Raw genomic sequence first — 21,904 nt, 5'->3', positions numbered from 1 at the left:
GCTCGTAGCCCGTGTTCTCGTCGTGCTGATCCTCGCCACGATCGCACTGATCGGAATCGGCACCGGGACGGCTGTGGCCAGCGGTTTCGACTGCAAGGACGTACCATCCCCGGAGTTCCCGAACGAGACCGTCGAGACGACCTTCGACTCGTCCAGCGCCAACCGGCCGCCCCTCGAGGACGGGGGTGGCACGGGTTACGAAAGCTACGGCTGGGCCGGACTGAAATGGCACACCTACGACCTCGGCTGCGGTGAGGACCTGGTGCGCGCTCCCGGCGCGGTCAACGACACCACCCTCGGCAACACCTTCCTCACGATCGGAAAGTCCCTGGCGGCCGCGGCGTTCTGGCTCGACGACCAAACCAAGACCGGACGCGACGCACTCGACGCCGGAGTCGACTCGGCACTCGAGCAGTTCGACCGGATCGTCTACTCCATCAGTAACGGCATGCGCGGGGTCTACGGACAATGGCTGGGGATCGCGCTGACCGTCGTCGCTGTGATCGTGCTATGGAAATCGCTGAAGGCCGACACCGCAGGCGTCACCCGAACCTCAGCAATTGCAGCAGCCGGGCTCATGCTCGGAGCACTGATGGTCGGCGCACCACAGAAAGCGGTCCAGGTCGCCGACGACACATTCGGATCACTGATCACCGACACCCAAGACCAAATATTCTCGGTCCAATTCGGGGACGGACCGGGCGGCGGCACACTCGTCGGTGGACCGACCGACCCACGCAACGTGCTGATCGACCAGATTTTTCTTCCGGATTGGCGCACGGGGTGGTTCGGCACGAACTACGACCCCGGGGACACAGCCGGGCTCGGTCCGAAGCTGCGTGATTCGCTGGGTTTTTCGTACGAAGAACAAGAGCGCGTCAAGAACAATCCCGACGCCCAAGCCGAGCTCGCCGAGCAGAAAGCCGACAAGTTCCGCGAGATCGTCGCATCGCTGGAATCCGACCATCAGTTGTCCTACTACCAGTTCCAGGGCAAGGACTCCGGCCGCACCTCGACCGGTTTCATCGGCATGATCAAACTCGCGATGCCGTCGATCCTGTGGATCGGCGCCTCGATCCTGAAGATCACCGCACTGCTCGCGATCCGATTCGCCATCCTGTTCGCGCCGCTATGGGTGCCCTTCGCGATGATCGCCGGTGGCTGGCTCGCCCGCATCCTGCGCATGCTCGCCACCACCTACCTGTGGGGCGTAGCCGGTTCGGTCATCATCGCGCTGTATCTGATGGCGCTCGTGCAGCTCTACGTCGACGCCGACGGACAGATCGACGGGTCCTGGCGGTTGTGGTTCATGGTGCTGCTCACCGTCGTGTGCTGGGCGATCATGCGCCCATTCAAACGGGTCGGCCAGACGTTCACACAGAACAGCTCGAGCATGGTCAACCGCAAGGCCCGGGAGGCAAAGCGCTCCCTCAAAACGAAGGCATTCGGCGCGGCAGGTGCCGCCCTCGGCGGCCCGGGCGGAGCGATCGCAGCCAAGGCCGGCGACCGCATGACACGAAGGAACCGCGGGCACGACGACGAGCTCGAGATGACGTCCACCGGTTTCCGACCCGAAGGCCGCGGACTCAACAATCGTCGACAGCAAGCACTGGCCCAGGCACGAGCAGAAGCACGCACGAACAGAACTGAGCCCCTGAGCCACGGAGCGGACCGGGACGCACGCATCGCCGGTATCGCGGCCAGTGCCGGCCGCAATCGGGACCGGAGTAAGAAAACGTTGGGCGACAAGGACACCGAGCGAGCCGTCGCATCGGGCGCGGCCGCATGGAAACGGTTGGACAAAGACGAGGCCGAGAACCGACGTCGGGAGCGGCACGCCCGCACGGATCTGTTGACCGCCAGTGTCGGTCAGCGCTGGGACGGCGGGGATCGCTCCGCCATCGCACCAATGAAGGTCTACACCCCGGCCCGTCCCCACGAGTCCGCACACGCCACCAGCACCGGCACCAGCTCTCGTGAGTCACGGCACGGCCTCCTCCGCAGTCAGCGTCCGACCGAGAACACACCGTCCCGACCACGGGTCTGGAATGCGCCCACCCCAAACAGTCCTACTCCGCGGGACAGGTACCTCTGATGTCTCGGTCCGGACCCAACCCCGTACTCGCCCCTATCCGCCGCTGGGTGCTCTACTCACGCACGAACCTGGCAATATCTGTGGTCGGGGTCGTCGCGGTGTTGTCGCTCGTCGGCATGCTGGTCGGGGAACAACCGCAGCCGCAGACAGTGGAGGACACATCCGCTGCAGGGCCTGAGACTGCTGCGGCGACCGCGGACGCCATCAGCTACAACCTCGACGAAGTGAGCGAGTCCCAGGTGGTCGCCACGACGGCAGCCCAGACCGCAGCCAGTGCACCGGCCACCGCGATGGCCTACGCCCATACCTTCGTCGACACCACACTCTCGGATACGCAGTGGACCTCCGCGCTCGGCCACTACACCGTCTCCGAGCCCGGGCCCAGCATGGTGGCGGCACGACCGCGCACTCCGGTGGTCATTACCGGACCCACAGTGAGCACTCTCGTCGCCGGCCCCGCCGGGACGCAGAGCTCACGGGTCCTCGTCCCGACCCAAGCCGGAGAAATGACGGTCTCCGTCGTGGTCAAGGAGCTGTCCGATGGAACGCAGCGCTGGGTGGTCGACACTCCCCTGCCGACCCTCGAGCTCTCCGACGTCGAGGACACCGCACCGCGCTCCACCGCCCCCACAACCACTCCAACTCCGACGGAGGCGACGACACCGCGACCGACGCCGACCTCACCCACGACGCCCACCCCTCAACTAACGTCCGCCCCTAACGAGCCGGAACACGAGCCCACGTCCAGTCGCAGCGCTGACCCTGCCCCGACGCCGGTGCCTGGGCCAATTCCGATTCCTGACCTCGACACCCCCATCCCGGGGCAATTGTGACCATCCACGGCGCCGGCAAGGTGTTGTTGCTCAGCAGCGCAGCCGCTCTCACCGTCGGCATATCCGCCTGTACGACAGGACCTCCGGTGATTCCCCACGATCCATGCCGTACCGTCCCCACCCGCGACAACACCTCCGAGGGGACATCGGAGCTGCACTTGCGTGTCTCCGGCCCGATACACCTACCGGTCCACCCCGGAACCACGACTCACACATCCGGATTCGGCCCACGCTGGGGAACGCACCACCAAGGGGACGACCTGGCCGGACCGGCCGGAACACCGATCCTTGCCGCTCTCGACGGAGTCGTGGTCGCTGCAGGCTCCACTGGTGAAGGACCAGGTATCGGATTCGAGAACTGGGTGATCATCGACTCGAACGTCGGCGGCTCACCTGTGAGCACTGTCTACGGACACATGTTCGCCGACGGCATCCACGTCACCCCCGGCCAACAGGTCACTGCCGGCGATCACATCGCCGACATCGGCAACGCCGGAAGCAGCACCGGAGCGCACCTGCACTTCGAATATTGGCAGGGCGGCAGACTGCAAGGCGGCACCCCCATCGACCCGGTGACCGTGCTACCCGCGATCGCTTGGCAGAACGGCGGAGCACCGTCGTCCGTCGCCGACCGTCACGACAGCGACCGTCACGGTGACCAGGACAGCAACGTGCGGCTCGTCGCCGCCTCCCGCTCGACTGCCGACTGCTCGGGATTCGGCACGGCCGGCGGCGGCGACCTGGCCTTCGGAGCTGTCCCAGCCGAGTTCGAGCCGTGGCTGCGCCGCGCGGGCGGGGTGTGCCCCGACATCGACTCGCCCCTGCTGGCCGCACAACTCCAGCAGGAGAACAACTTCCGCTACGGCCCGGACGCCCCAGTCTCACCGTCCGGCGCAGTCGGACCGGCGCAGTTCATGCCCGGCCCATGGGCCACCTGGGGCAAGGACTACGACGGCGACGGAACAGCGGACCCGAACTCGATCGGCGATGCGGTGATGTCGCAGGCGCACTTCATGTGCGCACTCCATCAAGATGTGGCTGGGATTGCGGGGGATCCGATCGAGTTGACGCTCGCGGCCTACAACGCCGGCCTCGGGGCGGTGTTGCTGCATCGCGGTATCCCGCCCTACGCCGAAACACAGAACTACATCGCCAAGATCACCGCAGCCCGCGCGGCCTTCACCAACCCGAACTCGCGCGGCCGGTTCACGCCGAAGGCATCAGCTGCCAACCGCCAGGTCGTCGCGGCCGCGCGCGAGTACCTTGGCACCCCGTACGTCTGGGGTGGCGGTGGCATCGCAGGCCCGTCCAGTGGAGGGTTCGACTGCTCCGGCCTGACGTCGTTCGCGGTCCACGCGGCCAGCGCCGGCATCCTCACGCTTCCTCGCACGTCCGAGCAACAGTGGACCATCGGAGTCGAGATCCCCATCGAGCAGGCACAGCCCGGCGATCTCGTCTTCGGCAACTGGGGGCCGAACGGGCCCGGCCACGTGGGGATCTACTCGGGCGACGACCAGATGATCCATGCCCCGACGACCGGCGATGTGGTCGAGGAGGCACCGCTCCAAACCGGGATGAAAGCACGCCGGGTGATGTGAATCGGCGTGTTGTTGGTACTGGCCATCGGGCGTTTCGCGTGAATTGGAGGGGACCTTGTGAAGGGGAGGAAGCTTGTCGTGGGAATGCTGGGCGCCCTGGTCGTCAGTTATGGCACGCATTCGTGTCTATCGCCCCAGAACGATGTCGCAGGACCAATCCCCGCGGACTCGGGGCCCTCGATCTCACCGATACGGGTTGCGCCCACCACGACCGTGGACTCGTCTTCCGCGACTGCGGAGGCCACAGTCCCGTCTCCGACAACTCATGCAGCCGAAGACGCGGCAAGACAGGCCCTCACCGTGGTGTTCACCTGGTACCCGGCCACCGACCGCACCCAGAACGACGCCTACCGGCGCGCACGCGACTGGCTGACCGACTCCCTTGCCCAGCGCATGATCGTCGACGCCCGCACCCAACGCGCGCCCAGCGTGCAGTGGGCTCATTGGGCCAAGCAGCAGGCCAAGGTCATCGCCGACGTCAACATCGAGTGCTCCGGCTGCCCCGAAGACACCGACACCGTCATCCGCCGCGTGGCCACCATCAAACAGTCAGCGGTGTCCGGCAGCGGCACCCATACCGTCCAGCCCGACACGACGGTGTGGGTCACGATCGTCCGGGACGGCGACCGCTGGCTCATCGACGAGATCCGTTACTGACCCGGAGGACCTATGAAGCCAAAAAACCTTGTCGTCGCCCTGATCATCGCAGCGCTTGCAGTGGGCGTGGTTTCGTGCGGGAGCGACGAGCCGACCACGCCTGCGCCGACCGTTCCCCTGAGCACGACAGCCGCGCCGGCGGCCGTGTCGGTCTTCGGCGAGGACAGCACCGACATCCTCTTCAGGATCCATCAACGGAACGCTGTCGCGATCGTTGAAACTGTCGAAGAACGTGGAGGTACGCCGGAGCAGGCGGTCGCAGCTCTTCTGGCCGGTCAGGCCGAGACAGGCTGGAGGTCCGGGTTATCTCTGCCTGCGCCAACCGCGGCCATCGCGGACATCTACGGGTGGCGGTTCGCGTACAACATCGGGGCCGACTCCACGGACGCAGTACGCGCCGCGACAGACACGTTCATGGACAACACTGCTGGCGTGGACGTCGATCCGGGCGATCCGGTGGCGTACGCGCTGGCGGTGCAGCGGGCCGATACGCGCCAGTACGTAGAGGACAAACGCTTTTACACGAACGGCGAGACTGCCGCGTCGGAGTACGCAAGGGCCCAGCCCATCGCCGAGGCTGCGTACACGGAATTGCGCCTCGCACGGTAGCTCTGGACACGTACAGTGCCAGGGCGTGCACAGTGCTCCCTGCCAATCTATCCGAGTTCGACAGGCAGCCTTCTTTCCGAGATCGTGCTCCTTCTCAGCAGGAAGAGCTCCGCACCAACGCGTTCCCAGCGCAGTGCTGTCGGTATCCCAGTGCCTCAAGCGTAGAAGAACGATGAACGAGTACAACCGTCGTCAGGCGGTGGGTGCGCCGATGCTTGAAGACGGTGCCGTTCAGGGTCAGTAATGATCGTCTACCGGAGTGACCTGGATGAGTGTCAGCTCCGCATGAGCAGGACGATCCTTGAGTTGGAATGGGCGCATAGTTACTGAGGACTTCACCCACTCGTCCTGACCGCCGTGCAATTGCACCAGATCCACGGTATACGGGGCTTCTCCAAGGCTGATTCGCTTCGCGCTGGCCTGCAAGGTAGGTAGATCGTCCGGGTGCACGACAGGTCCGGTCAGGTGCGCGTACTGCCATTCGAGCCACTCCGGGGCACGGCCGATCCACAACACGATCGAGCCCCGGTGGGCTTCGAAGAGGGCGACGTGCACCTTTGACCCGTCGAGTCCTTCGGTGAGTCCGAGTTCGGCGAGCGTGGGCATGGATGGCGGATAGGCGTCGGAGAAGTCATGGTAGAGAACACGCACGCCCTTCCCGTCCGGGGTAGGTCGCAGGATTACCTGCCACTGCATGGCGTGGCCGTGATCGTGACGGACTGAGAACCAGGTGCTGAGCACCATCCCCGGCTTGGGTGCCAGGGTGATCTCCAGGAACTCCTGTTCTTTCTCCATATGGATTGCTCGACTGATGTAATCCGAGGAAAGCGCCGTAGGCACCCAGTCTTCGAGCAACGTTCCCGACATGGCCGCGGACTCCCAGGTCTGGTAGATCAGCCAATCGGTGGTCGACCAGAACACCCCTGACGTCAGTCGTCGCGGCGTCATCTTCTCCTTCGGATCGCCGACCCACATGTGGATGCCGTGCACGTCGCCGAAGGGCCCGATGATAGGCCAGGCGTAAAACCGCCACGCGCGGTTCAAGCGCTTCGAGTGCAGGACACGTTCGAACGGTTCCCGCGTCTTCCGTACGTGCTCGATGATCGGCTCAACGAGGATGTCAGCCGCTGGCGAGATGCTTCTCCTGGTGGAGAGCATGCTTTTCGTCTCGTCCCCCGAAGCCACCAGTGTCGCGACGCCCTCGGTCAACGTCTCGATCAAGTGCCATCCGCCCATGCAGACCTCGCTCATTACGATTGCGTATCGATCAAGCGGTCAGTGTAACGGGAGTACATTCTCGAGCGATCGGGCGTCGCGTCTCATCGCTTGCGGGGTCGCATAACCAGGCGCAGGTCCTTGGGGCGGATCGTCAGAAGCTCTTCCACCCTCAACTCGTATCCCGGGACGGGTGCGATGTCGAAGTGCGTAAGGATGCGGGCCAGTGCGAGTACGGCCTCGTGCAGCGCGAATTGGCGACCAATGCACGCACGCGCGCCGACACCGAATGGCTTGTATGCGTGGGCCGGACGAGCCCGTACGGCTGGGGGCAAGAACCGATCCGGATCAAACCGCTCTACGTCGTCGCCCCACAGTTGCGGATCGCGGTGCAGGGCGAGCAGGACCACCAGGATGGTTTCGCTCTTGCGGATCGGATAGCCGGCCAGGGTGGTCTCTTGGCGAGCTTTGCGGAAGAAGGCCGGGCCGGATGGCCACAGTCGCAGCGTCTCGTCGACGATGCGCCGTACGTACCGCAACTTCGCGACCTGCTCGAAGCGCGCCGGCGCGCCGGTCGTTCCGAACACCTCGTCGATTTCTTCCCGGGCCCGTTCGACAATCTCAGGGTTGAGTGACAGGTAGTGCAACGCGAATGACAGCAACCCGGCGGTGGTCTCATGCCCGGCGATCAAGAAGGTCAGGACCTGGTTACGGATGCTCTGATTCGACATCATTTCCCCCGTCTGGGGGTCCGGGTTCTCGAGCATTCGTTGCAACAGATCGTCCTGTCGCGGTGTCTCACCGCTGCGGCGGGCGGCAATGACCTGATCTACCATGTTCTTCATCAGCGCAATGTCTTTCGGATTTTGGCGCATAGCCTTCCATCCGAGAATTTCCCGAAGGACCGGAACATCATTTGCAGTCTGGGAGACGTACGCCATAGCGCGACTCATCGATTCGACGAACGGATGACGGCCAGGGGCGAACGAGTCGAAGCTGTAGCCAAACCCTGTGCGGCCGATAACCTCCAGGGTCAGCCGGTTCATGTCAGAAGATATGTCTACAGGCTCGCCACTGGCCGCATCGACCCAGTAGGCACATAGTTGGTCGATGCATTCAACCATCGCGTCGTGGTAGCTGCGCATCGATGCCTGGCTGAAGGCCGGCATCAACACATTGTGCGCCTGCGCCCAGGCCGGCTCGCTATTGAATGCAGTGAAAAGTCCGTCACCTGCCAGTTCTCGCAGATTGCTTACCGGGGGGACAACTGCCTTGGCGAACCGGGTTTCGTCAAAGACCTCTGCGGCTGCGTCGCCACCCCCCACCACGACGACCTTGCGGCCGAGAATGCTGATCTCGAAGACGTCGCCCAACTCCCGCACGAACTGCGCTTCCCGCTGCACAGGTCGCTGAGGGTCGAGGCGCAACACATCGCCAAGCAATGGCAGCCGCCACGACGGTCGAGGCATCCGCTGTTCCGCCTGCTTGCCATCCCCCGGATCGTTCGGCGTGATTCCTCCGGAACTTGCACTCCCCACAGAAGTCATGGCCCGAGTGTGCCGTACCGCCATCTCCTCCGCCGAACCCCCACCTGAGACCACGCCTCACGACCCGCGTGCCCGATCGGCCTCGGCGACGCAAAAACGTGTCATTGACTGAGTCAAGATCCACTCTTCGGAATCGCGCCGCGATCGAACGAGGGAATTGCCTGCAGCCAAAATGTGAATAGGGCTCCAGCCCGACGCAAAATAGCTACGGATTCCGCTGCGCGAAGCCACTATTCACCTACGTCTACCGGATCTTCCATACGAGCAATCTAACGACATCTCAGGCACCTTCGGCCTGTTCAACCGTTGCGGTGCTGCGATTGGCGTGAGCACATCCGAACCGGCATCGGAAGAGAACGCGACTGCGCCACCTCGCCCCCGTTCGCTCGAACGGCCCGGCCGAGCAGAACGACGAATGGATTGAACGCGGCTGTCATCTCGACCTCGAACCCGAATGCGCTCTAGCACCGTCAAGTCAAACACTGTCGGCCAAAGCTGCCGAACAAGTGCCATCGGAAGCTTTCCCATGCCGATACGTCCCGAACATCGAGCGTTACAGTGATTTGAAACACACGCTTTGCCACAACTGCCCCACCTGGGTAAGTTCTCATGTGCTCGGGGGAGTGCCTCCTTCGTGCTCGCACCGGTCGGTGAGTGATTCCCGTCTGGAAGCAGTAGGCCCACGAAAATCGTGAGGCCTGCTTCCAGCTACCCGGAATCGGAGACGACATGCAGACCGCGAGCACCGACGAAGAAAGACACACAAGACGTTCGCGGGCAGAGGACCTACGAAGGCTCGCCGAGCGGCCTGTTTCGAGCGCGTTCGTGCGCCGCTCGCAGTTCGTCCTCCGAAATCCCCAATGCAGCAGAGAGCCTTTCGCTGACGTTGTCGGAAAGCGAAATCACACCCCGTTCCACGCAGCTCACGATCTGAGTGGTAACGCCAGCTTTGGCGCCGAGTTGCGGCTGCGTCAGACCCAGCAGCACACGCCAGTCACCCGGGTAGCGCTCCGCCTCGGGCACTTTCACCACGTCCGCGATCGTCACCCCAAGCACTTCGACAACTCGAGCGAGCAAATCGACCTGCGGGGAGGACTCGCCCATTTCCCAACGGCGGACGGTCCCGGTGCCTACCTTCGCGACCCGCGCGATCTCCGTCTGCGACAAGCCGGCGTTGAGGCGCGCCTGACGCAGAGCGTCGGGACTGAAGCCACGCATTACCCGTCGGCTCACCGTCCGAATCCTCCTTGTGAAGTCGTCATCGCTAGACACTGTGCAACTCCCTCGATACGATGCGCGCATATGGATTTGAATAGATCGTTTGTATAGATGGATGATATGGAAGGAGTGAAGTAGTCACTGAACGCGAACGGTCCCCCAGCTGTTAGCAGCAGCTGAGGGACCGTCCAATAGCAAGCCGACTGTTACAGCAGTCGAACAAGCCAGAGGCACACGGGTTAGCGGCCCGTGGCCTCGATTGCAGATACGGAGCCTGCGATGAACAGGTTAGTTGGCGCTGGGCAGATACGCCTAGTAGCAGAGAGTCCCGCCCGTCCTGACGGAGAGACTCACGACACAATTTGTGGCAGCAAGGATCCCCACTACGTCCTCGCTGAGCACCTTCCGAATCCGGAGGGCACCGCATGCTCGTCGTGCGGGTTCACCTACTCCACGGACCGGCCGCTGTGCCCGCCCGTCGTCGAGGCGTTGCGCACGCTCACCGCACGCGCCCACACGCGATCGTTCAGCGACTACTCGACGAACCAGCTCCGCGCGCTCGAGCGGGAACACTGCGGCACCGGCCGGTGCCGACGATGCGGATTCGTCTACACCCCGACCGTGCGCGTATGCCCCACTTCGCGCCGTATCGCCATCGAGCTCGAATCCCGCTTCAAGGCCCCGATGAGCGAGGTCCGCGCAGGTCAAGGTCTGTGCTCCGGCAAAGGGCAGGTGTGGACGGTCAGCGGAAACAAATCCGCCCCGTGGCGGCAAGCCGTCGCTGCGTGCGCCCAGTGCCCGCTGCTCACCTCATGCACCGCTGAACTCGACCGCAGGTTGGCCAGCGGGGAGAAGATCCGCGATCAGATCCTCGCCGGGCGACTGTTCTCCGGTAAAGGCGACGAGATCGCTCCCGAGATGTTCGATGCCTACGCCGACCGGTGCGGAACCAAGACCAAACGTCGAAAGCCCAAATCGAAACGCCGACCGTCCCGGCGCGCCGCGACCGATCGGATTGTGCCTGCTTCTCCTTCTGCGCAGGATGGTGCAGCGTCCCCCGCCGGCGGACAACTCACGTTGTTCAAGGGGGCGGTGGCATGAAGCCGAGCCCGCACCTGAATCTGTACGAGGCCATCGCCCAGGGGGTCATCGAGGCACCGGCCGGCGATGACCACCCTGCTGCGGACCGCTGGCGCTGGTTCGCCGACCTGTACGCCCACCGCACCTGGGGTCTGGTCGCCGTCATCGACGGGTTCCCGCGCCTGGCGGCCGAACAGATCGCCGCCGCCTGCCGAGACACCGCCACCGACAACGCAACGCTCGAGCAATGGCACGCTATCGCGGACATCGCGCGCACAGCCCGCACCGCCGCCCACTCCCCCGGTCTCGACCTCGCATGGAGCGCCGTCGCCGACACCTGCACCGACGCCCTCGATCATCTCGCCGGCCACACCGTCGGCGGTCTGGAAGCCATCCTCGGCGCACTCGATGCCATCGGGCATGAGCACGAGACACCGGTTGCGATGTCCTTTTGCCCTCGAGGCGTATACCGCCTGGGACCGCCGCATGGCCCCGCCCGTCACGAGCGATCGGACGGCCGCGTGAACCATCAGGTTGCTGTCGATCGAGACGGCCGCGAATGGGCACTCGTCGCCCTCGACAGCGTGCTCAAAGCTCGACTCGTCTGCGGGACCGCGACTCCTGCTGTGCTGGACCTCGAGGAGCTGGTCGAGACGTACGGACCGGTGATCCTGTCCCCCACGCCTTGCTCTACCGCCGGTGGGTTCGTCGCGTTTGCCGACACTGTCGGGCTCGTTGCGTCCGATCCGGAAACAGCCTCGGTCGAGCAGGTCAGACAGGTCGCCGCGTTCGCACAGTCGATCATCCTGCCGCACGGTTCATAGAACCGCCTACCTGCTCCACGCCCCGCATCCCGTTCGGACGCACAGCTCATCTACCACGAGTTACGCACGCTCCGAACCGGAGTCGTCACACGCTTTGAGGCACCGAGGAGACGCATCCATGACCCCGTAACCCGAACCGATCAATCCGACAGTTCAACAGCGCAGTGACTCAACCCAAAAGAGAAACCCACCCCCGAAAGGGTGGGCTTCACGAGCACATCCGCAGAAGGACTCAATAGATCCTTCACCACTCGAGCGAGAACGTCTGGCCGGACGATCACGCTCTTGAGCGAATCTCCGAAGTTTGCCGCTTCGAAAATTCTTGAGTTACTGCTTCCCCGAAGGGACTTACCGTGCCAGGTACGTCTCAGGGTAGCGCACACCCTGAAACACGCCCAACCACCTACACTTCCGCCCTCGGCGTCTCGACCGACACCGTGGAGGCCGACCTCCTACTTCCGCAGCCGTTCACCGACGCCGAATGGGACGTCATCGTCGCTGCCGCCGTCGCGAACGTCACCGTGCTCGAAGCAGCCCACGCGCAGGACCATCCTGCCGAGGACGCGGTCCGCGACCTGCTCGACGCCCAGCCCGTCGGCACCCGCACCGCGCTCTCACTGCCTGTCCCTGCGGGCGCGTGTGCCCGTGTCCCGACCTGGCACAGCCGCCGCTACTGGCTGAGCCTGTGCGAATGGATCGTCACCCACACCGAACGCGGACGCACCGCCCTCACACGCCACGGCATCGCCGCCCAGACATTCCTACGCGTCTGCGCCGCCCACGCCCGGTACGCCGAATCCACCACCGGACGCCACGTCTGCGCATCCTTGGCCACCCTCGCCACCAACGACAGCCTGTCGATCGACCAACTCAAACGCGGCCGACGCGCACTGAAAACACTCGACCTCGGCGTCGAACTGGCCCGCGGCAAGAAACTCAACGCCACCGAACGTGAAGCCGCCGCCCGCCTCCACACATACACCCACGGTCAACCTCCGAGTCGACTACAGAGCGGCGCTGCCAGCGTGTGGGCACTCTCTGCACCCGCATGGGCCGTCGAGACCATGCCCGCACCAGAGAAACCACACAGGAAGTCACGTCGACGGCCACGCTTCACTCTCATGACCGGAACCTCTGCCACTCAATCCGTTTCACCAGTCCCACACCACTCACCAAGCTCCGCACCCCAATCCCCTAGTGGTTCTTTATCAAGGTGTCTTTCCGTCAGGAAAGATCACCAAGCGCGCATACGCGCAGGCGAACAGAACTCGACACCGACCACGCCCCGGCCGCTGGCCCTCCAGCGAGCAGCCGCCCAACTGATCGACCGCGTCCCCGCGCTACGCACGATCGTCGGCATCGACGACGCAACCGGCAGACGCCGAGGGCACATCGGATCGGTCTGCGACCTCCTACTCGACGCCGGTATCGACACCGACCGCTGGACAGGCATCGACATCGCTCACGCCCTCAACCACGACGGCACCACTCGCGGATGGACATGGCCCACCGCACACGCGATGACCTCGCCGCTACGGCTGGTGGCCTATCGACTCTCCCGCCTCGACTGGTCCGGCCCCTCCCCCACCGAACGCAAGATCCACGACCGAACGCACAAGGGCGAAACCCCGACAGATGCAGCACACCGGATCATCAAGACCCGCCACCGTGCCCTCGTCGCCACCTCGATCCCCCAGGCTCGACCGGCAACCGGCGAACATCGACAAGCAGTGCGCGAACAGCTCGCGACGGACCTCGCAGCGAAGAGGACCGCTGCTGCACGCTGTGCTCGATAAACGCGCCTACCCATTCACGCACAACAAGGAAGCGCTACCTCGGCATGCAGCTACTCAGCCGCAGACGGCAATCAACTCACGACGCGTAACCGACTGTCCTACCTGCCCGCACGGCACGTGCGTCGGCTCCCGGTCACCACCCTCGTCTCGACACCTCGAGCGCCCGGCGCGCTCGACAGCACGCATACGACTCGTTGAAGCGGGCGTTGGCCGATATCACGGTCCTTACGTCAACTCGGCGCTGGCATGTCCCGCCCTGGAGCGGACGCGCAAACGTTTCGACTGGTGCAGCCACACGAAGGTGCGCTCGCTGGGACCCTACCCCGGGACGGCCGCGACGTCGGTGACCCTCCCGAGAGGATCAGGATCGGCAGATGTGAGCACGGTCCTTAGCGCCACCGATCGGATGATCGACGTCGTCAACTCAATTCTCATCGGTGTGATGTCGTACCAATGCCGGCCGGCGTCCGCGTACTACGCGAGCAGGTCGACCGGCACTCCGTTTGAGCCAGCCGACTTCCCCTCTGCCTAGGCATTCTTGGGGCCAGCTCGACCTTGAGGCCAGCTCGACGACCCGCGGTCACACCGGCCATGGAGTGGCGGAGCTTACTCACAAGTATGCAGGTCTACCTGTCACGGTGCAGTTCCGGACTCAGCGTTGACGGCCGCCAACGCTGTGTTCAAGGTCTGACTGGGCCGCATCACGACCACGGTCTTATCGCTGTCCGGCTTGCAATAGCCGCCGATGTCGACCGGCGCGCCCTGCACCTCGATCAGCTCCCGCACGATCGCGTCCTCGTCCCCGGCCAGCGCCTCGGCCAGCGGGGTGAACTGTTCTGCGAGTTCCGGGTCCTCGGTCTGCGCGCCAAGTGCCATCCGCCGACGTAGGTGCCGGTGGGGGCCGCAGATGCGAAAGTCGTACCAGCCGTGACCGCCGGCAAGTTCGGCAAGATCGGTGCCGAAAATCGCGCAGGGAGCTGCCAACTCGAACAGTCCGACCTGATCACTGATGCCGGACGTCAGCTCGTCGGCGGTGAGACGATCCGCACCGACCGCGGCGGGCCGGTAACAGTGAAACCGCACCGACGGGCGGCCGCGGTGAACGCCTCGGGGTTCGGATCGGTCGACCAGGCTGCTTTTCCTGCCGGACCGAACAGACCGACCGCGTTCGGGTGCGGTCCGGTGGTGAACCGGGTCTGGTACTGGATTCCGGTGAAGCCGATGGCATCGAACGATGCCGCCCACTCCTGTGGCACCGCGTACGGCGTCATGGACACCAGTTCTCGGGTGAGACCGAAGTCCGCGGCCTGCTCCGCGCAGGTGTCGGCGACCACATGGTCGTGCGGCACAGCCAGGGTCGACAGCCGGCGGATAGCGGCGAAGTCCTCACTGATCACCCCTGTCCTCGCCAGCGCCTCGCCGACGGTCTCTCGGATCGCAGTGCGCTCGTCGAACGCGAGATAACAGGTACCGCGTGGCGGGGTCAGATCGAATCGGCCGCCGCCGTCGGAGGAGAACCACCACGGACCGTTCGTCTCCCGGTGTCCGCGCACGAGCGGCTGCGCCGCGGTGAGCTCACCGCTCGGGAACCCGTGCAGCGGCCGGCTCGGTGGCAGAAGAGCGACACTGTCCCGGCTCACGCGGCCCACCGCTGCGCGTCGGCGCGGGCCAGCGCCAGCGCCGGGTCGAGTGGGTAGCCCTCGGCGATCCAGTCGGATGCGCTGCGATCGCCCAGTTCGTGCTGCGGGCTGCGCAACCACACTGCGCACGTCCACGGGTCGGCGCCCGCACGCAGGGTTCTCCACAGGGCGATCAGGTGCGGGTGCACCGTTCCCGTGTCCATGAACTGCCAGGTGGGATAGACCCACTGGCCGTCGGCGAGCCGACAGGCGATCACGGAGTCGGCGGCAACAGCCTTGTTGACGGCCTGTCGGCTCACGCCCCACCACCGGGTCAGGCCGCCGGTGTCGTAGAACGGACCGACCAACTGGTCGTAGATGTGACTGGTCGGCAGGGCCGCAGCCATCGCGCGGGCGATCGATTCGACGTCGTCGAAGACCTCAGCGGGGACACCGGCTGCACGCGCGTTCGCGAACGTCTCGTGAACGCGGCGGGTAAGAAGCTCCATGAGCTTGCGTTCCTGTTCGACCAGGGTGTTCATGCGAGCCCCCGCCCCCCTTGTCAACGTAGACAACCCCAGCATCCCCATATTCGTCAACCATGTCAACCAGTGTGGTCCCGGACGTCTACACGAACGGCATAAGACCCCCGGCACCGAGATCGATGCGGGGGCCGGCCCGGAAGGGCGTCCGGTTCAAGACCGACACATCGCTGGCCCCCGTGTTCACCGCCGGGAGATCAGCTGTCCATCGGCAGGACGTGCACCTCCGATCTCCCAGGAGATCGGCATGTCCGATTGCACCAAAGAAAGTGGGTCCGTGCAGATGCACGGACCCACCTCCAATTACGTTCTCGTCAATGACGAACTCGGCATTGACCTCAGCAGGCCTGGCCGAGCCGCTATGTCACCGACGATGGTTTCCTGCACCCACCGGTACCACCTGAGCGCGGCGCTGACTCGACGCCGATTCCGATGCCCAGTCCTGTGCGGGCTCCACCCTCGGACATGCACTCGTGGCCTCCGATGAGGAGGGTCATCTGGGCGAGCACTACTCCGATGACGGCCGAGGTCATGTCCACTGCCCTGCGGACACATGAACGATCCCGGAGCTCAGAGACCGATCGCGGCACGAGCGGTCGCAACAACGGCCGGATGCACACCGGTCAGCCGCCCACTGCGGGCCCGCCCGGCAAGAAACCCCAGCACCTCGAGTGTGGGGCTGTCGACAGCGATAGCAGCGAACGCCGAACGGTCGGCCACGCGCCACCCGAGTCCGAGGAGCACGGCGCGGATCTCGTTGTTCCACTCCTCGGCCGGGGCGCCGCTCGCGACGACAGCCAGGGCCGACCAGCCGGCCTGTCGGTCGAAGTCGGTCCTGCCGATCGGTAGTCGGGACACGATGTGCTGCCACAACGGGCAACACGATCCCCAACCGATGGACGACTCTACGGACAGCCTGATGGCAGAGACCGTGGAGAGCCCGTTGCATTGAGAGGCGCACGGCGGGTTCGGCGAGAGGTCCGGGGAAACGGGGTGGGAGCAATCCCGCCACCGCCGGCGTCATGACCGAATCCGCCCAGCTCAGCTATCCGATCTCGTACATCCCGGTGTCCCAGGGGCGTGCCGACAGATGTCGGGTGAGCGCGGACAGAAAGCGCATGTCCCACTCCGCTTGTTCGAAGTCGCCGGGCCGGACGGTGGACGGTTCCTCACCTAGACGAACGCCGCTGCTGTTGCTGCCGTGTCCTCGAACAGGTGCATGCGCGTGATCTTTCCCGCCTTCACGGTCAAGCGCAGCGCGACGTCGGTGTGGAACGGGCGTCCGGTCGCGGCTGCGACGTGGTCGAACGCACCGAAGATGACGGCGTCCTCGCCGTCGGTGACGACAGTCTCGACCGAGACGACGCTTTTGCCTGGTACGAGGGCGGCCCACAGGGCACGGAAGTAGTCGGGCACCTCGCTCTTGCGCGATCGTGCTCCGACCCAGTGCGCTACGGCCGGGTCGCCCGGAACGAACCAGTCGATCTCCTCCGCGAACAGCTCGCCCAGTTGCTCCGGGTCCTGTGCTCCGAGGCCCTCGAGGAAGGCGGTCGTGGTGTCTGTTGTGGTGGGGGTCATCAGGTGTCCTGTCTGTCGCGGCGAGCGCCGGCCGCCGATCTGTAGTGGTCGATACAGAACGCTAGCATATCTGTAGCGGTCGTTATAAAATGAATGAATGGGACGGCCCCGCAACTTCGATCGAGACACCGCATTGGACAAGGCGATGCTCCTGTTCTGGGAGCACGGCTACGAGCAGACCTCCATCGCCGACCTCACGCAGGAGCTCGGCATCTCCGCGCCGAGCCTGTACGCCGCATTCGGCGACAAACAGACCCTGTTCAAGGAGGCCGTCGCCCGCTATGAAGCCAACCCCGCGTCCGTGACGACAGCCGGGACCGCCGGGACGACTCCGCACGAGGTGCTGCAGTTGATGCTCGACCGTGCATGCCAGGAGTACGCCAGCGAAGCACATCCACGTGGATGCCTCGTCAACACCGCACCCGAGCTCACCGGCAATCGCCACCACAACCGCGCGATCACCGCAGACCGACTGCGGACAGTCGACACCGACACGGAGACGAGCGTCGACGCCGACACGCTCGCCGCCTTCACCCATGCTCTGCTCGTGGGCCTGTCGTCCTACGCCCGCGACGGCGCCGACGAGGAGCAGCTGCGCCGCGTGGCCGAGCTGGCCATGCGCGTGATGACCGCGTGAGCGGTACTCCTCTGCACCTGTTGCCAGGTCGTGATGCCGGCGGGCAGGAGGCGTTGCTCTCCGCTCTGGGCGCGCCGCCGTGTCCGGTCACCCACACCACGCGAAGCCCGGCACACCGGCGGTAGTACAACCGCGGCCCCCTGGGGAGCTACCCGACCCCAGCCCCCAGGCCGGCCCCGACCTGGAGCTGTGAGCCCAGGCATTCCTTGTTCGTGAGGAACCTCGGACCTTGCACGCTGTTTGATTGGCCGATCTACGATGCATGCGTGGCCTGCGACGTGGCATGCATTTCACGCGCGGCACGCATGCGTGCCGACGCAGATTCATAAACTCCTGGATCCCCGAGCCACTGGCGCAGCTCACACGGTCAGGTCCGCTACAAATTCCCGCGGGAATAGGCTGACGCACGGTCGCGTTGCACTGGCCGGATCGGGTGCGTTTTCGTGTCCCCCGGGCTCAACCCTTTGCCTTCACGGAGTTCCGTTCGGCTGGAGCCGTGCTGTGCCTTTCGCCGAGAGGCGACCGAACGCACCCGATCCTTCTTCGTCTCCACCCGGTGTCCCGCCTGTGGAGGTACTGACCGCGCGCTTTCACCCGACTGATGCGGCACTGAAGCGACGAGTGCGCACCTCGCTCGCGCTTTCACCGTTGTCCCGGTAGCCGGCCGATAGCCGCTCTTTCGTCGACTCGGCGCTGGCACGTCACCACAGACCGCGTACATGCCCTTCAGTCCCGGGCTGCCTGGGCCCTCGATAGGTCAGGATGGTGTCGAGTTCGTCGGACAGATACGCCTCGACCTATCTCATGAATGACCATCGGCTGGACGCACCGCATATCGGGATATCGGTCTGGAGGCAGTGCACCGCGCGGTGTGCCGACCTCAACTGCACCGACGACACGGTTCTGCAGTCATGGTCACAAATTTCTTGTGCCAGTAGCTCGCCGCTGTCGATGTCGTAGAACACCCGTCCGAACCGGCCGTCACGGTGGTCGACGTGCGGGCAGCCATAAACGCGGCCACCCGAACACGGACCTCTCCCGGGTCGCCGCCTCTGCCGCGTCGATGCGGTCGAGCCATTGCAGATAACGCCTGCGGCACAACCACTTATCGGCCACCGTTGCACAGCGCCTAATAGATGATTTCGCGCGACACACATCCCCGGCGTGACCGAAAGTAAGCGCCTCATGGCGCGTGCGAGCGCCGAATCGCATCATAGCCACCGCGGTCATACTGAAAGATGTTGCGCTACAGTTCACAACCGCCCGCTGATGCCAATCGACCCAAACACCGTCCAGCAGCACCCATTACCGAATCTCACACTCGACTCACGTTTTGTTCTCTTCGTCCCATTCGCACACTCCTCTCCAATCAGCAGGGTTACGACCAATACTTGAACCCGCTGCGCCGGTTTCCACATTCCATGACGGCAGGCACCGTTCTGGGCGGATACTGAGAAAGTGCCCCGGACCGAGGTAGAGGCCAGGTACGTGCAGGACTCACGCAACCCTGACGCGACAATCCTCCCTGCCGCCGAACCGCATCGGATGACACTGGGACTGCCCATACGCACAACCCCCAGGCATCCGCGGCAGCGGCACCACACGGGGATATTCTGGCCGGCCACCCATCAGGCAGGGAGGTGATGCCAGAGTCCAGCGGCGGGACTACCACGGTACGTCCGCACCGATCTGCCCCTCAAAAATAGTAACGTTCGCCAACTTCGCCGAAACTGAAAACGCCTTCGACGACCTCTCCGGCCAACATTTCGCAGTAGGCAAACTAGCCATCGTGCGCCGGGACATCGAGCCGGTCGAATAGGTCATCGGCACACTGAATCACCGCTGGGCCGCGTCGCGCGGCGCCGCGGGCGCGTCGACAGCTACACCAATAGGCTGGATCTTCGGATTACTCCACCGAGGCCGGCCGCCGCGCACAGGCCTCGATCTCACCTTCTACGCGCCGATCTTCGATGCCGTTGTCGGCGCTCTGTTCGGCCTGCTCATGCACGCATCACAGGGCAGGGCAGCCAGCGCGACTTCACCCCGTTCCCAGTCCTTACAACCATGTCCCTACACAACCACGGCACTCCGAAGTCCTCGCCGACGTCGAAGTCGCGGACCAAGCCGTCCGCCGACTCACCGGCCGGACCAATCGAAAGGAATGAATCATGGCAACTGCGGTAGGCATCGACTTGGGCACCACCAACTCGGTCATCGCAAGCTGGCAAGGCGGCGAACCGGTGGTGATCTCCAATGTCGAGGGTGCGCGGACGACGCCGTCGGTGGTGGCATTCACCGATAGCGGCGAGCGCCTGGTGGGTCAGCTGGCCCGACGACAGGCGATCCTGAACCCGAAGGGCACGATCTACTCGGCGAAACGCTTCATCGGACGTCATTTCGACGAGATCTCCGAGGAGGCCAAAGCGGTCAGCTTCGACGTCGTACCGGGCGACAACGGTGAGGCACGATTCGACGTGCGAGGTAAGAAGTACGCACCAGAGGAGATCAGTGCCCTGGTGCTGCGCAAACTCGTCGACGACGCCAGCAAGTTCCTCGGCGAGAAGGTCAAGGAAGCGGTCATCACCGTTCCGGCCTACTTCAACGACGCGCAGCGCAACGCCACCAAGGACGCCGGCCGGATCGCGGGCCTCAAGGTCCTGCGGATCATCAACGAGCCGACCGCGGCGGCATTGGCGTACGGCATGGACAAACAGACCCACGAGACCGTACTGGTCTTCGACCTCGGCGGCGGCACGTTCGATGTGAGCCTGCTCGATGTCGGCGAGGGAGTAGTCGAGGTTCGCTCGACGGCCGGCGACTCCCACCTCGGCGGAGACGATTTCGACCGGCGCCTGGTGGACTACCTCGCCGACGAGTTCCAGAGCGCGGAGAACATCGATCTGCGCAAGGATCCACAAGCGCTGCAACGACTCTTCGAGGCGGCAGAGAAGGCCAAGGTCGAGTTGTCCTCGGTAACTCAAGCCCAGGTCAACCTGCCCTTCGTCACCGCAGACGCGAACGGCCCCAAACACCTCACCACCACGATCATGCGATCGAAGTTCGAGGATCTGACGGCAGATCTGGTGGAACGCTGCCTCGGTCCGGTAAAGCAGGCAATGAGTGACGCCAAGATCACCGCCAACGACATCCACGAGGTGATCCTGGTCGGTGGTTCGACACGCATTCCGGCGGTACAGGCACTCGTTCGCCGGCTCACCGGCGGTAAGGATCCCCACATGGGCGTCAACCCGGACGAGGTCGTGGCGCTCGGTGCCGCGGTCCAGGCAGGCGTGCTCAAAGGTGAGGTCTCCGACGTACTGTTGCTCGACGTCACCCCACTGTCCCTCGGCGTCGAGACGCAGGGCGGGGTAATGACCAAGATCATCGAGCGCAACACGACGATCCCCGCCCGACGCAGCGAAGTGTTCTCCACAGCGGAAGACAATCAGTCCGCCGTGGACGTCGTAGTCCTGCAGGGCGAACGCGAACGCGCCGCCGACAACCGGGTGCTGGGCCGGTTCCGGCTGGAAGACATCCGACCTGCGCCACGCGGCGAGGCGCAGGTCGAAGTCACATTCGATATCGATGCCAACGGCATTCTCAACGTCACCGCCCGTGACAAAGACACCGGCAAGGAGCAGAGCATCACGATCAGCGAACAGGGCAACCTCGACCAGAGCGAGGTCGAGCGCATGCTCGCCGAGGCCGAACGGAACCGGCGTGAGGACGAGGAGCTGCGCAAGGCGGTCGACGCACGTAACGCCCTCGATTCGGTTGCCTACCAGGTGGAACGGCGACTTGCCGAACTGGGTGACAGTGCGCCACCGCACGAGAAAGCGCGTGCCGAGATGTTGATCGCCGACGCGAGGAAGGCTGTAGAAGACGGTGCTCCACCCTCGGAGGTAGAGCCACTGACCTCGGAGCTGCAGCAGTTGCTCTACGGGCTTGCAGCGGTTCAAAACGGCGGCGACGGATACCAGGCCGGCGGAAGAGACGCTGCGTCGTCGGATGACGACGACGTGATCGACGCCGAATTCGATCGGAGCTGAGGCACCC

The 21,904-nt window shown here is 64.6% G+C and carries 17 protein-coding genes and 1 pseudogene; 10 read left to right on the top strand and 8 right to left on the bottom strand.

Annotated features, from left to right (window positions below; translation table 11 throughout):
* Positions 1–22: 22 nt before the first annotated feature.
* From OCS65_RS29690 to OCS65_RS29670, 5 genes are all read left to right on the top strand, one after another.
* Positions 23–2,095 (top strand): hypothetical protein, encoded by a 2,073-nt coding sequence (locus tag OCS65_RS29690; protein ID WP_263510583.1) that lies wholly within the window; start codon positions 23–25, stop codon positions 2,093–2,095.
* Positions 2,096–2,142: 47 nt separating this feature from the next.
* Complete coding sequence (locus tag OCS65_RS29685) at positions 2,143–2,928, top strand: hypothetical protein (RefSeq protein ID WP_338049268.1); 786 nt, start codon at positions 2,143–2,145, stop codon at positions 2,926–2,928.
* Positions 2,925–4,526, top strand: a complete 1,602-nt coding sequence (locus OCS65_RS29680) for a peptidoglycan DD-metalloendopeptidase family protein (protein WP_263510581.1) — start codon at positions 2,925–2,927, stop codon at positions 4,524–4,526. The genes OCS65_RS29685 and OCS65_RS29680 overlap by 4 nt, the downstream gene beginning before the upstream one ends.
* Before the next feature lie 300 nt (positions 4,527–4,826).
* The gene (locus tag OCS65_RS29675; RefSeq protein ID WP_263510580.1) at positions 4,827–5,183 is read left to right on the top strand and encodes a hypothetical protein; all 357 of its coding nucleotides are present in this window, start codon (positions 4,827–4,829) and stop codon (positions 5,181–5,183) included.
* Between the two features lie 12 nt (positions 5,184–5,195).
* A complete protein-coding gene (locus tag OCS65_RS29670; protein WP_263510579.1) occupies positions 5,196–5,792 on the top strand; it encodes a hypothetical protein in 597 nt (198 codons plus the stop codon).
* A gap of 237 nt (positions 5,793–6,029) precedes the next feature.
* Here the strand turns inward: OCS65_RS29670 and OCS65_RS29665 are convergent, their stop codons facing one another.
* From OCS65_RS29665 to OCS65_RS29655, 3 genes are all read right to left on the bottom strand, one after another.
* Positions 6,030–7,043, bottom strand: coding sequence for a GAF domain-containing protein (locus OCS65_RS29665; protein WP_263510578.1), 1,014 nt, complete (start codon positions 7,041–7,043; stop codon positions 6,030–6,032).
* Between the two features lie 68 nt (positions 7,044–7,111).
* On the bottom strand, positions 7,112–8,476 hold the full coding sequence (locus OCS65_RS29660; protein WP_263510610.1) for a cytochrome P450: 1,365 nt from the start codon (positions 8,474–8,476) through the stop codon (positions 7,112–7,114).
* 864 nt (positions 8,477–9,340) lie between these two features.
* The gene (locus OCS65_RS29655) at positions 9,341–9,772 is read right to left on the bottom strand and encodes a helix-turn-helix domain-containing protein (protein WP_263510609.1); all 432 of its coding nucleotides are present in this window, start codon (positions 9,770–9,772) and stop codon (positions 9,341–9,343) included.
* 489 nt (positions 9,773–10,261) lie between these two features.
* On the opposite strand from OCS65_RS29655, the gene OCS65_RS29650 reads away from it, so the two are divergent.
* The 3 genes from OCS65_RS29650 (at position 10,262) to OCS65_RS29640 (ending at position 13,472) form a co-directional block, all read left to right on the top strand.
* Positions 10,262–10,873, top strand: a complete 612-nt coding sequence (locus tag OCS65_RS29650) for a hypothetical protein (RefSeq protein WP_263510577.1) — start codon at positions 10,262–10,264, stop codon at positions 10,871–10,873.
* Positions 10,870–11,676 (top strand): hypothetical protein, encoded by an 807-nt coding sequence (locus OCS65_RS29645; RefSeq protein WP_263510576.1) that lies wholly within the window; start codon positions 10,870–10,872, stop codon positions 11,674–11,676. The genes OCS65_RS29650 and OCS65_RS29645 overlap by 4 nt, the downstream gene beginning before the upstream one ends.
* A 437-nt stretch (positions 11,677–12,113) precedes the next feature.
* Positions 12,114–13,472, top strand: coding sequence for a hypothetical protein (locus OCS65_RS29640; RefSeq protein WP_263510575.1), 1,359 nt, complete (start codon positions 12,114–12,116; stop codon positions 13,470–13,472).
* A gap of 633 nt (positions 13,473–14,105) precedes the next feature.
* Here OCS65_RS29640 and OCS65_RS29635 read toward each other — a convergent pair.
* The 5 genes and pseudogenes from OCS65_RS29635 to OCS65_RS29615 all read right to left on the bottom strand — a co-directional run.
* Positions 14,106–14,342: pseudogene (locus OCS65_RS29635) on the bottom strand (NADP-dependent isocitrate dehydrogenase); the annotation flags it as partial.
* Between the two features lie 149 nt (positions 14,343–14,491).
* Positions 14,492–15,112, bottom strand: coding sequence for an RES family NAD+ phosphorylase (locus OCS65_RS29630; protein WP_263510574.1), 621 nt, complete (start codon positions 15,110–15,112; stop codon positions 14,492–14,494).
* Positions 15,109–15,633, bottom strand: coding sequence for a hypothetical protein (locus tag OCS65_RS29625; protein ID WP_263510573.1), 525 nt, complete (start codon positions 15,631–15,633; stop codon positions 15,109–15,111). Before OCS65_RS29625 ends, OCS65_RS29630 begins: the two co-directional genes overlap by 4 nt.
* A gap of 570 nt (positions 15,634–16,203) precedes the next feature.
* The gene (locus tag OCS65_RS29620) at positions 16,204–16,491 is read right to left on the bottom strand and encodes a hypothetical protein (RefSeq protein WP_263510572.1); all 288 of its coding nucleotides are present in this window, start codon (positions 16,489–16,491) and stop codon (positions 16,204–16,206) included.
* 315 nt (positions 16,492–16,806) lie between these two features.
* Positions 16,807–17,211 (bottom strand): nuclear transport factor 2 family protein, encoded by a 405-nt coding sequence (locus OCS65_RS29615; RefSeq protein WP_263510571.1) that lies wholly within the window; start codon positions 17,209–17,211, stop codon positions 16,807–16,809.
* A 97-nt stretch (positions 17,212–17,308) separates the two neighbouring features.
* On the opposite strand from OCS65_RS29615, the gene OCS65_RS29610 reads away from it, so the two are divergent.
* Entirely contained in the window at positions 17,309–17,848 is a 540-nt protein-coding gene (locus OCS65_RS29610; protein WP_263510570.1) for a TetR/AcrR family transcriptional regulator, read from the top strand.
* Positions 17,849–20,016: 2,168 nt separating this feature from the next.
* On the top strand, positions 20,017–21,897 hold the full coding sequence (gene dnaK / locus OCS65_RS29605) for a molecular chaperone DnaK (protein ID WP_263510569.1): 1,881 nt from the start codon (positions 20,017–20,019) through the stop codon (positions 21,895–21,897).
* The last annotated feature ends 7 nt before the right edge of the window (positions 21,898–21,904 follow it).

The sequence above is a fragment of the Rhodococcus aetherivorans genome (assembly GCF_025722975.1).
Taxonomy (GTDB): domain Bacteria; phylum Actinomycetota; class Actinomycetes; order Mycobacteriales; family Mycobacteriaceae; genus Rhodococcus; species Rhodococcus aetherivorans.
The sequence above is the reverse complement of the archived record's forward strand: the minus strand, read 5'-3'. Positions and strand labels throughout refer to the sequence as shown.

Bases quoted from the DNA above. Each gene is read 5' to 3' on its own strand.
- OCS65_RS29670 (WP_263510579.1), top strand. From the start codon at position 5,196: ATGAAGCCAAAAAACCTTGTCGTCGCCCTGATCATCGCAGCGCTTGCA.
- OCS65_RS29665 (WP_263510578.1), bottom strand. From the start codon at position 7,043: ATGAGCGAGGTCTGCATGGGCGGATGGCACTTGATCGAGACGTTGACC.
- OCS65_RS29660 (WP_263510610.1), bottom strand. From the start codon at position 8,476: ATGCCTCGACCGTCGTGGCGGCTGCCATTGCTTGGCGATGTGTTGCGC.
- OCS65_RS29655 (WP_263510609.1), bottom strand. From the start codon at position 9,772: ATGCGTGGCTTCAGTCCCGACGCTCTGCGTCAGGCGCGCCTCAACGCC.
- OCS65_RS29645 (WP_263510576.1), top strand. From the start codon at position 10,870: ATGAAGCCGAGCCCGCACCTGAATCTGTACGAGGCCATCGCCCAGGGG.
- OCS65_RS29625 (WP_263510573.1), bottom strand. From the start codon at position 15,633: ATGAACACCCTGGTCGAACAGGAACGCAAGCTCATGGAGCTTCTTACC.
- OCS65_RS29615 (WP_263510571.1), bottom strand. From the start codon at position 17,211: ATGACCCCCACCACAACAGACACCACGACCGCCTTCCTCGAGGGCCTC.
- OCS65_RS29610 (WP_263510570.1), top strand. From the start codon at position 17,309: ATGGGACGGCCCCGCAACTTCGATCGAGACACCGCATTGGACAAGGCG.
- dnaK (WP_263510569.1), top strand. From the start codon at position 20,017: ATGGCAACTGCGGTAGGCATCGACTTGGGCACCACCAACTCGGTCATC.